Consider the following 12,924-nt stretch of genomic DNA (forward strand, 5'->3'; position numbering starts at 1 on the left):
GCCTGATCCGTTACCAGTGAAAGTAACGTTCAGTCTATCTTTCTATCACATACCCAAATTTTTAAAGAACGAACTAGTCAAAGACTAGAAATCAACATTCACCATCGAACCGATGGAATGCTCATTTCTAAGCTTTATACAATCAGAAGCAGTAGTGGTGGAGCCAAACGGGATCGAACCGTTGACCTCCTGCGTGCAAGGCAGGCGCTCTCCCAGCTGAGCTATGGCCCCGTATTTCTACAGGCGTTTCCCACACAAAATTGGTGGGTCTGGGCAGATTCGAACTGCCGACCTCACCCTTATCAGGGGTGCGCTCTAACCAACTGAGCTACAGACCCAATTTCGGGCTGCTTCTTTCGTCTTCTTCAATGAATCAAGCAATTCGTGTGGGAGCTTATGGAGCAGCTGAGTCGTCGATTAAGGAGGTGATCCAGCCGCAGGTTCCCCTACGGCTACCTTGTTACGACTTCACCCCAGTCATGAATCACACCGTGGTAACCGTCCTCCCGAAGGTTAGACTAGCTACTTCTGGTGCAACCCACTCCCATGGTGTGACGGGCGGTGTGTACAAGGCCCGGGAACGTATTCACCGCGACATTCTGATTCGCGATTACTAGCGATTCCGACTTCACGCAGTCGAGTTGCAGACTGCGATCCGGACTACGATCGGTTTTGTGGGATTAGCTCCACCTCGCGGCTTGGCAACCCTCTGTACCGACCATTGTAGCACGTGTGTAGCCCAGGCCGTAAGGGCCATGATGACTTGACGTCATCCCCACCTTCCTCCGGTTTGTCACCGGCAGTCTCCTTAGAGTGCCCACCATTACGTGCTGGTAACTAAGGACAAGGGTTGCGCTCGTTACGGGACTTAACCCAACATCTCACGACACGAGCTGACGACAGCCATGCAGCACCTGTCTCAATGCTCCCGAAGGCACCAATCCATCTCTGGAAAGTTCATTGGATGTCAAGGCCTGGTAAGGTTCTTCGCGTTGCTTCGAATTAAACCACATGCTCCACGCTTGTGCGGGCCCCCGTCAATTCATTTGAGTTTTAACTTGCGGCCGTACTCCCCAGGCGGTCAACTTAATGCGTTACTGGCGCCACTAAGAGCTCAAGGCTCCCAACGGCTAGTTGACATCGTTTACGGCGTGGACTACCAGGGTATCTAATCCTGTTTGCTCCCCACCGTTTCGCACCTCAGTGTCAGTATCAGTCCAGGTGGTCGCCTTCGCCACTGGTGTTCCTTCCTATATCTACGCATTTCACCGCTACACAGGAAATTCCACCACCCTCTACCATACTCTAGCTTGTCAGTTTTGAATGCAGTTCCCAGGTTGAGCCCGGGGCTTTCACATCCAACTTAACAAACCACCTACGCGCGCTTTACGCCCAGTAATTCCGATTAACGCTTGCACCCTCTGTATTACCGCGGCTGCTGGCACAGAGTTAGCCGGTGCTTATTCTGTCGGTAACGTCAAAACACTAACGTATTAGGTTAATGCCCTTCCTCCCAACTTAAAGTGCTTTACAATCCGAAGACCTTCTTCACACACGCGGCATGGCTGGATCAGGCTTTCGCCCATTGTCCAATATTCCCCACTGCTGCCTCCCGTAGGAGTCTGGACCGTGTCTCAGTTCCAGTGTGACTGATCATCCTCTCAGACCAGTTACGGATCGTCGCCTTGGTGAGCCATTACCTCACCAACTAGCTAATCCGACCTAGGCTCATCTGATAGCGCAAGGCCCGAAGGTCCCCTGCTTTCTCCCGTAGGACGTATGCGGTATTAGCGTTCCTTTCGAAACGTTGTCCCCCACTACCAGGCAGATTCCTAGGCATTACTCACCCGTCCGCCGCTGAATCAGAGAGCAAGCTCTCTTCATCCGCTCGACTTGCATGTGTTAGGCCTGCCGCCAGCGTTCAATCTGAGCCATGATCAAACTCTTCAGTTCAAACATCTTTGGGTTTTGAGAAAACCCTAAACTTGGCTCAGCAATCGTTGGTTACATCTTTGATTTCTCGCGGAGTAACTTGTGATGCTGATAATCTGTTGACTAGCAGTCTGACTCCACAAGCACCCACACGAATTGCTTGATTCAATTGTTAAAGAGCGGTTGGTTAAGATCTTTCGTCTCAACCGAGGCGCGCATTCTACAGCAGCCTCATTTGCTGTCAAGTGATTATTTTCAGAAGTTTTCAAGGAATCCTTAACAACTTCAACCACTTGCGCTTTCGATCTCTCGTCAGCGGGAGGCGAATTCTACAGCGTTACTCGCTGCTGTCAACACCTCTTTTTCAACTTCCTTGGCGCCTCGATGAACTGAAGCAACCTGCTGCCGAAAACTGCGTAACTCTTTGTTTATCAAGGAGTTTTCCGTTTCGACTGCGCCGGAAGTGGGGCGAATTATAGGCTTCTAAAATTCGCCGTCAACACTTAATTTCAACTTTATTCAGCCTTGAGCGTAATACGCGCAAATGCTTTCTTGCCGGCCTGGCAAACATGGGTCGCACCCACTGCGTATATAAAAGTGCGATCAACCACCTCACCATCTATACGCACGCCACCCGAGCCGAGAAGATCGCGCGCCATTGCCGAGTTCTTCACCAGGCCCGCCTTATTAAGGACAGCAGCAATCGGCATATCCTCGGCAGCAGTCAACTCGATCTCTGGCAGATCGTCCGGCAGCTCGCCATCCTTCATTCGGTTACCGGCAGCACGATGAGCGTTGGCAGCAGCCTCTTCACCATGGAAGCGCGCAACGATCTCTTCAGCCAGCTTGATCTTGATGTCGCGCGGATTGGCACCCGCCTCCACATCAGCGCGGAACGCATTGATCTCATCCATGGAGCGGAAGCTGAGCAATTCGAAGTAGCGCCACATCAGCGCGTCCGGAATGGAAACCAGCTTGCTGTACATCACACCCGGCGCTTCCTGGATGCCGACGTAGTTGCCCAAGGACTTGGACATCTTCTTGACGCCATCCAGCCCCTCAAGCAGCGGCATGGTCAAGATGCACTGAGCTTCCTGGCCATAACCACGCTGTAGCTCACGCCCCATCAGCAGGTTGAACTTCTGATCGGTACCACCGAGTTCGACGTCCGCGCGCAAAGCTACCGAGTCGTAACCCTGAACCAGCGGATACAGGAATTCGTGAATGGCGATCGGCTGATTGGTCGTGTAGCGCTTGTCGAAGTCATCGCGCTCGAGCATGCGAGCCACGGTGTACTGCGAAGTCAGGCGAATGAAGTCGGCCGGACCCATCTGATCCATCCAGGTGGAGTTGAAGGCCACTTCGGTCTTTGCCGGGTCCAGAATCTTGAAGACCTGAGTCTTGTAGGTCTCGGCGTTCTCGAGGACCTGCTCGCGAGTGAGCGGCGGACGCGTAGCACTTTTGCCGCTCGGATCGCCGATCATCCCGGTGAAGTCACCAATCAGGAAGATCACCTGATGCCCCAGCTCCTGGAACTGACGCAGCTTATTAATAAGCACGGTGTGGCCCAGGTGCAGGTCCGGAGCCGTTGGATCGAAGCCCGCCTTAATACGTAGCGGCTGGCCACGCTTGAGCTTTTCAATCAGCTCGGACTCGACCAACAGTTCTTCCGCACCACGTTTGATCAGCGCTAGCTGCTCTTCAACCGACTTCATAACAGACCCGCAAGGCTCAGATTCAAAGGGAACCAACCATACAAGATCGCGCGTCAAATACAAGGTTTGCCCGGCGCACGGACGCCAATCCGCAGGCAGGACACCTACGGACTTGCTTCAGAGATGATTTGGTTATATTTTATACAGTTATTTCATCTTCATCATGTCATTCATCTTTTCCAATTCATCTTTTCAAAGTCAAAACCACTTATGACCAAAGAATCGTCTAAAGCGCCGCCGCTTTACCCGAAGACCCACCTGCTCGCCGCAAGTGGAATCGCCGCCCTTCTCAGCCTGGCGCTCCTGGTATTCCCTTCCAGCGATGTTGAAGCCAAAAAAACGACCCTGAGTCTTGAACTGGAAAGTCCTGCTGAACAACTGACACAAGATCAAGACGCTGCTGACGTCGTTCAAGCCACAAATGAACCTGTACCCCCCCCTTCCGCGCAGATCGACAACAGCGCCGAGGACACCCAGGAAACCGCTCAAGCCGAACCGGCGCCGGTCGTTGAAGAAAAGAAGCCGGCAAGCCACAGGGAAGTGATCGTCGCCAAGGGCGATACTCTCTCCACGCTGTTCGAGAAAGTCGGGCTTCCAGCCACTTCAGTGCATGAAATACTGGCCAGCGACAAGCAGGCCAAGCAGTTCAGCCAGCTCAAGCGCGGGCAAAAACTTGAATTCGAACTGAGCCCTGACGGCCAGTTGACCAACTTGCACAGCAAGCTCAACGACGTCGAAAGCATCAGCCTGACCAGGAACGACAAGGGTTACACGTTCAATCGCATCACTGCGAAACCAACCGTGCGCTCCGCCTATGTTCACGGCGTGATCAACAGTTCGCTGTCGCAGTCCGCAGCCCGAGCGGGCCTGTCCCACAGCCTGACCATGGACATGGCCAGTGTGTTTGGCTACGACGTGGACTTCGCCCAGGACATTCGCCAGGGCGACGAATTCGACGTGATCTACGAGCAAAAAGTGGTCAACGGCAAGGCCGTCGGCAATGGCCCGATCCTGTCAGCGCGCTTTACCAACCGCGGCAAGACCTACACCGCTGTTCGCTACACCAACAAACAAGGCAACAGCAGCTACTACACCGCTGACGGCAACAGCATGCGCAAAGCGTTCATCCGCACACCGGTGGACTTCGCCCGCATCAGCTCGAAATTTTCCATGGGCCGCAAGCACCCGATCCTGAACAAGATCCGCGCCCACAAAGGCGTCGACTACGCAGCACCGCGCGGCACGCCGATCAAGGCAGCCGGTGATGGCAAGGTCTTGCTGGCCGGTCGCCGTGGTGGCTACGGCAATACCGTCGTCCTCCAGCACGGCAACACCTACACCACGCTCTACGGCCACATGCAAGGCTTCGCCAAAGGCGTGAAGACTGGCGGCACGGTGAAGCAGGGCCAGGTGATTGGCTATATCGGCACCACAGGCCTCTCCACTGGCCCGCACCTGCACTACGAGTTCCAGGTCAATGGTGTGCACGTCGACCCGCTGGGCCAGAAACTGCCAATGGCCGATCCGATTGCCAAGGCCGAACGCGCACGCTTCCTCGCCCAAAGCCAGCCCCTGATGGCGCGCATGGATCAGGAAAAAGCCACGATGCTGGCTTCGAGCAAGCGTTAAGTCATGGCGCTCTATATAGGTGTGATGTCCGGGACCAGCCTTGATGGCCTGGATATCGCGCTGATCGAGCAAACCCCGGCGATCAGGTTGATCGCCTCACACTACATCCCGATGCCCGACTCCCTGCGCGCCGAGCTGCTCGGCTTGTGCGCCAGCGGCCCGGACGAAATTGCCCGCTCCGCCATCGCCCAGCAGAACTGGGTGAAACTGGCAGCGCAAGGGATTCACACCCTCCTCGCTCAACAGCAACTGAAGCCTGACGACATTCGCGCCATTGGCAGCCATGGCCAGACCATCCGCCATGAACCGGCACGCGGCTTCACCGTGCAGATCGGCAACCCGGCCCTGCTGACGGAGCTGACCGGCATCACCGTGGTCAGCGACTTCCGCAGCCGCGACGTCGCTGCCGGGGGACAAGGTGCACCGCTGGTTCCCGCCTTTCACGAAGCCTTGTTTGAAGAACGGGGCGGGAATCGTGCAGTACTGAACGTAGGCGGCTTCAGCAATCTCAGCCTTATCGAGCCCGGCAAGCCGGTAGCCGGTTTCGACTGCGGCCCGGGCAATGTGCTGCTGGACGCCTGGATTCACCAGCAACGCGGCGACCACTTTGACCGTGACGGCCAATGGGCTGCCAGCGGCAACATTCAACCGGTGCTGTTGAATGCGCTGCTGAGTGACCCATTCTTTGTGACCAAAGGCCCGAAGAGTACTGGGCGGGAAGTGTTCAACCTGCCATGGCTGACGCAGCATCTGGCGCAACTGCCAGCCTTCTGCGCCGAAGATGTTCAGGCGACGCTGCTTGAACTGACCGCACTGACCATCATCGAATCACTGCAAAGCGCCCAGACAGACACGCAGGAACTGCTGGTCTGCGGCGGCGGCGCCCACAACACAGCCTTGATGAACCGCCTGGCCAGCCTGTTGCCAAACGCCAGTGTCAGCAGCACCGCGACTTACGGTGTAGACCCCGACTGGGTCGAGGCCATGGCCTTCGCGTGGCTGGCTCATTGCTGCCTCGAAGGCATCGCGGCCAACCGTCCGAGCGTTACCGGTGCCCGCGGGTTGCGCGTACTCGGCGCCATCTACCCCGCATAAATCCTCCACACAGCAAAACGCCGCAAGACCCTGAGGCCGTGCGGCGTTCTGTGAAACAGGTGCGCTGATCAGATCGAGAACGAAGAACCGCAGCCACAGGTGGTGGTCGCATTCGGGTTCTTGATGACGAAGCGCGAACCTTCCAGACCTTCCTGGTAGTCCACCTCGGCACCGGCCAGGTACTGGAAGCTCATCGGATCGACCACCAGGCTCACGCCTTCGCGCTCGACGATGGTGTCGTCATCGGCCACTTCCTCATCGAAAGTGAAACCGTACTGAAAACCTGAACAACCGCCGCCCGTAACGAATACGCGCAGCTTCAAGCGATCATTCCCCTCTTCATCGACCAGGCTCTTCACCTTGTGCGCGGCACCGTGGGTGAATTGCAAAGCCGTGGGGGTGAAGGATTCGACGCTCATGCTGACTATCTCCCGGCGTTACGCCGTCATATTGCGTGATGACGCGCATTATCCGCTTCTCCTAGAAAAGCGGTCAACTATTGTTATGGTATATCAACCAATCCGATCGCCGGCCCGGAATGCAAAAAGGCCCGTCTGACGGGCCTTTTTGCTGTACGCGATAAACCTTACGGCAGCATGCCGGCGTGGGAGAGACCCAGACGCTCATCCAGCCCGAACAGAATGTTCATGTTCTGCACGGCCTGCCCCGACGCCCCTTTGACCAGGTTGTCGATCACCGACAGCACCACCACCAGATCACCGTCCTGAGGGCGATGCACGGCAATACGGCAGACGTTGGCGCCCCGCACGCTACGCGTCTCCGGATGGCTGCCGGCCGGCATGACATCGACGAACGGTTCGTTGGCATAACGCTTTTCAAACAACGCCTGCAGATCCACCGAGCGATCAACAACAGTGGCGTAGAGCGTCGAGTGAATGCCGCGAATCATGGGTGTCAGGTGCGGAACGAAAGTCAGCCCGACGTCCTTGCCCGCTGCACGACGCAACCCCTGGCGGATTTCCGGCAGATGACGGTGACCTTTGACGGCATAGGCCTTCATGCTTTCCGACGTCTCGGAGTACAGAGAACCTACGGAAGCACCACGACCGGCACCGCTGACGCCGGATTTGCAGTCAGCAATCAGATGCGCAGCATCGGCCAGGCCGGCTTCGAGCAATGGCAGGAAACCCAATTGCGTCGCAGTTGGGTAGCAGCCCGGCACGGCAATCAGGCGCGCTTTCTTGATCTGCTCGCGATTGACTTCCGGCAAGCCGTAGACCGCCTCGTCCAGCAGTTCCGGTGCGCCGTGCGGCTGGCCGTACCACTTGGCCCATTCATCGGCGTCTTGCAGACGGAAGTCGGCCGACAGGTCGATGACCTTGGTCCCGGCCGCCAGCAGTTCGCCCGCCAGGGCATGGGCAACACCGTGCGGCGTGGCGAAGAACACCACATCGCAGGCCCCCAGGGTCTTGATATCCGGAACGCTGAACGCCAGGCCGTCGTAATGGCCTCGCAGGTTCGGGTACATGTCGGCTACGGCCAGGCCAGCCTCGGATCGGGAAGTGATGACAACCACCTCAGCTTGCGGATGTTGCGCCAACAGACGCAGCAGTTCGACACCGGTGTAACCCGTGCCGCCGACGATACCGACCTTGACCATAAACCTGCCCTCAACGAACCCACTGGAAAGCCGTCGATAATAGGGGCCGCGCGCCTCTGCGACAACCGTCAAGGTGACGTGCGGACGCTCACAAGTCCCGTCTCGGGCATACGTTCAAGTTTTGGCGAGTGGATTTTGTTGCCAGACAAGGCGCCGCGACGAGTCATAGCCCGCTATGGCGAGGAGCGGCAACGCAGTATGGCGGCAAAAGACACCGTCAAAATTGAACAGTTATGTCCGAGACGGGACTCTTTCTCTACTATTCAGACTACCGTGAACCTGGAATAACTAAAAATGCTCTATCTGTGGCTCAAAGCGTTTCATATCGTCAGCGTCGTGTGCTGGTTTGCCGGCCTGTTCTACCTGCCAAGACTGTTCGTTTATCACGCACAAAGTGAAGACACGATCAGCAAGGAACGCTTCAGCGTAATGGAGCGCAAGCTGTACCGAGGCATCATGGGCCCGGCGATGATCGCCACGCTGATATTCGGTGGCTGGCTGATCTACCTCAATCCAGGCATCTTCAGCCAGGGTGGCTGGATACACGCCAAACTGACCCTGGTGGTGATCCTGATCGGCTATCACCACATGTGCGGCGCCCAGGTAAAACGTTTTGCCCGTGGCGAAAACACCCGCAGCCATGTCTTTTATCGCTGGTTCAATGAGGTTCCGGTTCTGATATTGCTGGCAGTCGTAATTCTGGTCGTCGTTCGGCCGTTCTAAGTCCAATAGACACCACTCATCGGGGTACTTCCAATGTCGCTGCCCGCTCTGCTCGAACAACGTTTGCGTCTGCCGGTGGTGGCTGCGCCGATGTTCCTGATTTCCAATCCGCAATTGGTACTCGCCTGCTGTCGTCAGGGCGTGGTCGGCAGCTTCCCGGCGCTGAATCAGCGCGAAAGCAGCGGCTTCAAGGCCTGGCTGGAAGAGATCGAAGCCGGGCTGGCAACAATGGAAAACCCCGCGCCTTATGCCGTGAACCTGATCGTGCATAACAGCAATCCACGCTTACAGGCGGACCTGGAGATCTGTGTAGAGCACAAAGTGCCGATCGTGATCACCAGCCTCGGCGCCGTGAAAGAACTGGTCGATGCGGTACACAGCTACGGCGGCCTGGTGTTCCATGACGTGACGACACGTCGTCATGCCGAGAAAGCGGCCGAAGCCGGCGTGGATGGATTGATCGCCGTGGCTGCCGGGGCCGGTGGACACGCCGGGACCTGGAGCCCGTTCTCGCTGATTGCCGAAATCCGCCAGTTCTTCGACAAGACCCTGTTGCTGGCCGGCTGCTTGAACCACGGGCATGAAATTCTTGCCGCGCAATTACTCGGCGCGGATCTGGCCTACTTTGGCACTCGGTTTATCGGCACGACCGAAAGTCACGCGCCCGAGGCCTACAAAGAAATGCTGCTGACATCCAAAGCTGCAGACATCATCCATACTCCAGCCGTGTCAGGTGTCCCCGCAAGTTTCATGCGCCAGAGCCTGGAAGCCGCCGGTTTCGACATGGCCGCGTTGCAGGGCAAGGGCGAGATCAACTTCGGTTCCAAGCTCAAACCCGTGAGCGATGAGGCCAAAGCCTGGAAAACCGTTTGGTCTGCTGGCCAGGGCGTCGGAGAAATCGAGGACTTGCCGAGTGTCGAGCAGTTGATTGCACGTCTCGACGCCGAGTACCGCCAAGCCCTGGAGCATGCGGCCCAGCTGCCAAAACGCTGGCCGCGCTGACAGCAAATCTTGGCCAGCCCCTCCCGGCTGGCCTTACACTCACCCGGACACAACCTTCTTTCAACCTCTCGCGACAAGGATGCTTCGCACATGGGCGAAAATCGTTTCAAGATCGTATTCGAAGGTGCCTTGCTGCCCGGTGTAGATATCACCACGGCAAAGCTCAATCTCGCCGATTTGTTCAAAAGCGATGTCACAGCCATCGAGCGCTTGTTCGCCGGGCGCCCGGTAGCGCTCAAACGCAACCTGACGCAGGCCGATGCCCAGACCTATCTCCAGGCGCTGAGCAAGACCGGTATCGACGCGCGCATCGAAGCCGAAACACCGATCGAGTTGAATCTCGCCGACGTGCATGACCATACCCCGGCAAGTAGCCAGGCGGCCTTGGCAGAACCGCAGTCTCCTTACGCTGCGCCTCGCGCGCCCGTCGGCGAAGCCGTGGCGGAATTCGCCACGCTCCAGCCATTCAGTTTCGATGGCCGTATCGGTCGCTTGCGTTATCTTGCCTGGACGCTGGTGCTGACACTGGTGCTCTCGGCTGTTTGCGGGGTGTTTGCATTGGTCGCCCTGGCCCTCATCGGTGCGGATTCAACCGCCGGCCTGATCCTGGGTGGCTTGCTGGCCCTGATCCTGTTTGTCGGATTTGCCTTCGTCAGCATCCAGATCACCGTTCAACGTTTGCACGATGTCGGCTGGTCCGGCTGGCTGTGGCTGCTGAACCTGGTGCCGTTTGTGGGTACTTTCTTTCCGTTCGTGACCATGGTTGTACCGGGCAACGAACTGGCCAACCGCTACGGTCCACCGCCTCCGCCGAACAGCACCGCGGTCAAAGTATTGTCTTCGCTGTGGCTGGTCGTCATCGCTCTGATCCTGGTCGGCTCCCTGGCCGGTGGACTCTCGGCGATACAGGAAGAATACGAAAACGCCGCCCAGAGCAGCTACGACAGCAGTTCGGTCACTACCGATGAAATCGACGTCGAGGTCGAACCGGTGCCAAATTCCACCGACGATGCAGCCGAAGAGGCCCAGCCCCCTGTAGACTCTGCGAAAGAATGAACAGCGCTCCTGGCTCGTGACACCTGCGTCGCGGCGCGGAGCTGTTGCGATGGAGAACTGCATGACCCGTTACGCTCTGATCACTGGCGCCTCCAGCGGCATCGGCCTGGCAATGGCCGAAGCGCTGGCCCGGCGCGGCCGCAGCCTGATTCTGGTGGCCCGACAACGTGATCAGCTGGAAAGCATTGCGATTGAGTTGACCCAAAGGTTCGGCGTGGAAGTGCTGTTCCGTGCCTGTGACCTGGGCGAACCGTTGCGCCTGTCCGGATTCCTGCTGGAGCTGGAGGAAGGCGACCGGCAAATCGATCTGTTGGTCAATTGCGCCGGCATCGGTACATGCGGCCCGTTTCTGGCCCAGGACTGGATGACCGAGCAAGACCTGATCGAAGTGAACATCCTCGCCCTCACCCGCCTGTGCCATGCCATCGGCAACAGCATGGCCCTGCAAGGCGGTGGGCAGATTCTGAATGTGGCCTCGGTTGCAGCGTTTCAGCCGGGACCATGGATGAGCACCTATTACGCCAGCAAGGCCTATGTGCTGCACTTTTCCGAGGGATTGCGCGTCGAGCTGAAAAAGTGCGCGATCAAGGTTTCGGTGCTCTGCCCCGGGCCGACCCGCACAGCGTTCTTCCGTACCGCGCAACTCGACAGCGACAAACTGACCAACAGCAAACTATTGATGAGTCCCGAGGAAGTGGCGCTCTACACCGTGCGCGCCCTGGAAAAGAATCAAGCGATCATTATTCCGGGGCGGCGCAACCGCTGGCTCGCTTTCCTGCCGAGGCTCGGCTCACGCTGGCTGACTCGCACAATCGCCGGCATGGTCAACAAGGCTTACTGCCCGCGCTGATCCAACTCAAGGTAAAAGGCTGGGCGCTGGCATACGCCATGAGTACACTCAGGCCAGCCCAAACAACGGAGAAAACAGCTGTGGATACTCTGTTCACCAAGATCATCAACCGGGAAATCCCGGCGAAGATCATTTACGAGGACGACCAGGTACTGGCCTTCCACGACATTTCCCCACAGGCACCGGTACATTTCCTGGTGATCCCGAAGAAGCCGGTTCGCACCCTGAACGATCTGACGGAGGACGACAAGGCACTGGCCGGACACATTCTGTTCACCGCCCAGCGCCTGGCCCTGGAACTGGGCTGCGAAAAAGGCTTCCGCGTCGTCATGAACTGCAATGAAGAAGGCGGGCAAACCGTCTACCACATTCATATGCACGTGCTTGGCCAGCGCCAGATGCACTGGCCGCCGGGCTGATTGCTGCACCCCCTTGTGGGAGCGGGCTTGCTCGCGAAGAGGGCCTCACTTTCAACATCTTTGTTGACTGACACTCCGACTTCGCGAGCAAGCCCGCTCCCACAAAAGGCATCACAACACTGTCACAGCCTCTGCATCACAATGACCCAGCGCAAACCATCCCCGGCCGATTGGGTTAAACTGGCCGCCGAAATTCTCCCCGGAGGTCAGCATGACTACCCAACGTCACTACTCGCCCATTGACCGCCTTCTGCTGCAAGCCGATGCCGCGATGCGCACCCTGCTGCCCTTCAGTGGCCAGCCGTACCGTCCGTCGCCGGCCATCGTGCAGCCCGATGCAAAAATGAGCGACGAAGACACGCGCCACGTTGCCGGCCTGATGCGCATCAACCATACCGGCGAAGTCTGCGCCCAGGCGTTGTATCAGGGGCAGGCGCTGACCGCCAGACTGCCGCAGGTGCGTGCCGCCATGGAGCACGCCGCCGAAGAAGAAATCGATCATCTGGTCTGGTGCGAACAACGCATCCATCAACTGGGCAGCCACACCAGCATCCTCAATCCGCTGTTTTATGGCATGTCGTTCGGAATTGGCGCCGTGGCTGGCCTGATCAGCGACAAAGTCAGCCTGGGATTCGTCGCGGCAACGGAGGATCAGGTGTGCAAACACCTGAACGAACACCTGGAGCAACTGCCGGCCGAGGATGAGAAATCCCGGGCAATTCTTGAGCAGATGCGCATCGATGAAGAACAACATGCCGAAAGCGCGCTGGAGGCTGGCGGGTTCCGCTTTCCGGCGCCGGTGAAGTTCGGGATGAGTCTGATGGCCAAGGTGATGACCAAGAGTACTTATCGGATCTGATATCCCGGTCGCCTGTGAGGGCC

11 protein-coding genes, 2 tRNA genes and 1 rRNA gene are annotated in these 12,924 nt (G+C 57.6%); 8 read left to right on the plus strand and 6 right to left on the minus strand.

The window, feature by feature from the left end; all coding sequences use genetic code 11:
* Positions 1-155: 155 nt before the first annotated feature.
* The 4 genes from PPUTUW4_RS24890 to tyrS all read right to left on the minus strand — a co-directional run bounded on the left by PPUTUW4_RS24890 (position 156) and on the right by tyrS (position 3,647).
* A tRNA-Ala gene (locus tag PPUTUW4_RS24890) sits at positions 156-231 on the minus strand.
* Between the two features lie 30 nt (positions 232-261).
* Positions 262-338: transfer RNA gene (locus tag PPUTUW4_RS24895), tRNA-Ile, on the minus strand.
* Between the two features lie 80 nt (positions 339-418).
* Positions 419-1,953, minus strand: a 16S ribosomal RNA gene (locus PPUTUW4_RS24900).
* A 494-nt stretch (positions 1,954-2,447) separates the two neighbouring features.
* On the minus strand, positions 2,448-3,647 hold the full coding sequence (gene tyrS, locus PPUTUW4_RS24905) for a tyrosine--tRNA ligase (RefSeq protein WP_007980168.1): 1,200 nt from the start codon (positions 3,645-3,647) through the stop codon (positions 2,448-2,450).
* Positions 3,648-3,857: 210 nt separating this feature from the next.
* Here tyrS and PPUTUW4_RS24910 point away from each other — a divergent pair, with 210 nt between their 5' ends.
* Together PPUTUW4_RS24910 and PPUTUW4_RS24915 are read left to right on the plus strand one after the other, a co-directional pair.
* A complete protein-coding gene (locus PPUTUW4_RS24910; protein ID WP_041474962.1) occupies positions 3,858-5,276 on the plus strand; it encodes a peptidoglycan DD-metalloendopeptidase family protein in 1,419 nt (472 codons plus the stop codon).
* Positions 5,277-5,279: 3 nt separating this feature from the next.
* Entirely contained in the window at positions 5,280-6,371 is a 1,092-nt protein-coding gene (locus PPUTUW4_RS24915) for an anhydro-N-acetylmuramic acid kinase (RefSeq protein WP_015097040.1), read from the plus strand.
* 68 nt (positions 6,372-6,439) lie between these two features.
* Here PPUTUW4_RS24915 and erpA read toward each other — a convergent pair whose 3' ends face one another.
* Complete coding sequence (gene erpA, locus PPUTUW4_RS24920; RefSeq protein WP_007906865.1) at positions 6,440-6,790, minus strand: iron-sulfur cluster insertion protein ErpA; 351 nt, start codon at positions 6,788-6,790, stop codon at positions 6,440-6,442.
* 167 nt (positions 6,791-6,957) lie between these two features.
* Positions 6,958-7,992: an N-acetyl-gamma-glutamyl-phosphate reductase gene (argC, locus tag PPUTUW4_RS24925; protein ID WP_007980174.1), complete on the minus strand. Its 1,035-nt coding sequence runs from the start codon at positions 7,990-7,992 to the stop codon at positions 6,958-6,960.
* A gap of 294 nt (positions 7,993-8,286) precedes the next feature.
* Here argC and hemJ point away from each other — a divergent pair, with 294 nt between their 5' ends.
* From hemJ to coq7, 6 genes are all read left to right on the plus strand, one after another.
* On the plus strand, positions 8,287-8,715 hold the full coding sequence (gene hemJ / locus PPUTUW4_RS24930) for a protoporphyrinogen oxidase HemJ (protein ID WP_015097042.1): 429 nt from the start codon (positions 8,287-8,289) through the stop codon (positions 8,713-8,715).
* Positions 8,716-8,748: 33 nt separating this feature from the next.
* The gene (locus PPUTUW4_RS24935) at positions 8,749-9,717 is read left to right on the plus strand and encodes a nitronate monooxygenase family protein (RefSeq protein WP_015097043.1); all 969 of its coding nucleotides are present in this window, start codon (positions 8,749-8,751) and stop codon (positions 9,715-9,717) included.
* 90 nt (positions 9,718-9,807) lie between these two features.
* Positions 9,808-10,773 carry a DUF805 domain-containing protein gene (locus PPUTUW4_RS24940; RefSeq protein ID WP_015097044.1) on the plus strand — a complete coding sequence of 322 codons (966 nt, stop codon included), beginning with the start codon at positions 9,808-9,810 and terminating at the stop codon, positions 10,771-10,773.
* 61 nt (positions 10,774-10,834) lie between these two features.
* Positions 10,835-11,623, plus strand: a complete 789-nt coding sequence (locus PPUTUW4_RS24945; protein WP_015097045.1) for an SDR family oxidoreductase — start codon at positions 10,835-10,837, stop codon at positions 11,621-11,623.
* An 80-nt stretch (positions 11,624-11,703) separates the two neighbouring features.
* Complete coding sequence (locus PPUTUW4_RS24950; RefSeq protein WP_007980184.1) at positions 11,704-12,042, plus strand: histidine triad nucleotide-binding protein; 339 nt, start codon at positions 11,704-11,706, stop codon at positions 12,040-12,042.
* Positions 12,043-12,253: 211 nt separating this feature from the next.
* Positions 12,254-12,901, plus strand: a complete 648-nt coding sequence (coq7, locus tag PPUTUW4_RS24955; RefSeq protein WP_007980187.1) for a 2-polyprenyl-3-methyl-6-methoxy-1,4-benzoquinone monooxygenase — start codon at positions 12,254-12,256, stop codon at positions 12,899-12,901.
* Positions 12,902-12,924: the final 23 nt, after the last annotated feature.

The organism is Pseudomonas sp. UW4 (assembly GCF_000316175.1).
GTDB classification, from domain to species: Bacteria; Pseudomonadota; Gammaproteobacteria; order Pseudomonadales; family Pseudomonadaceae; genus Aquipseudomonas; species Aquipseudomonas laurylsulfatiphila.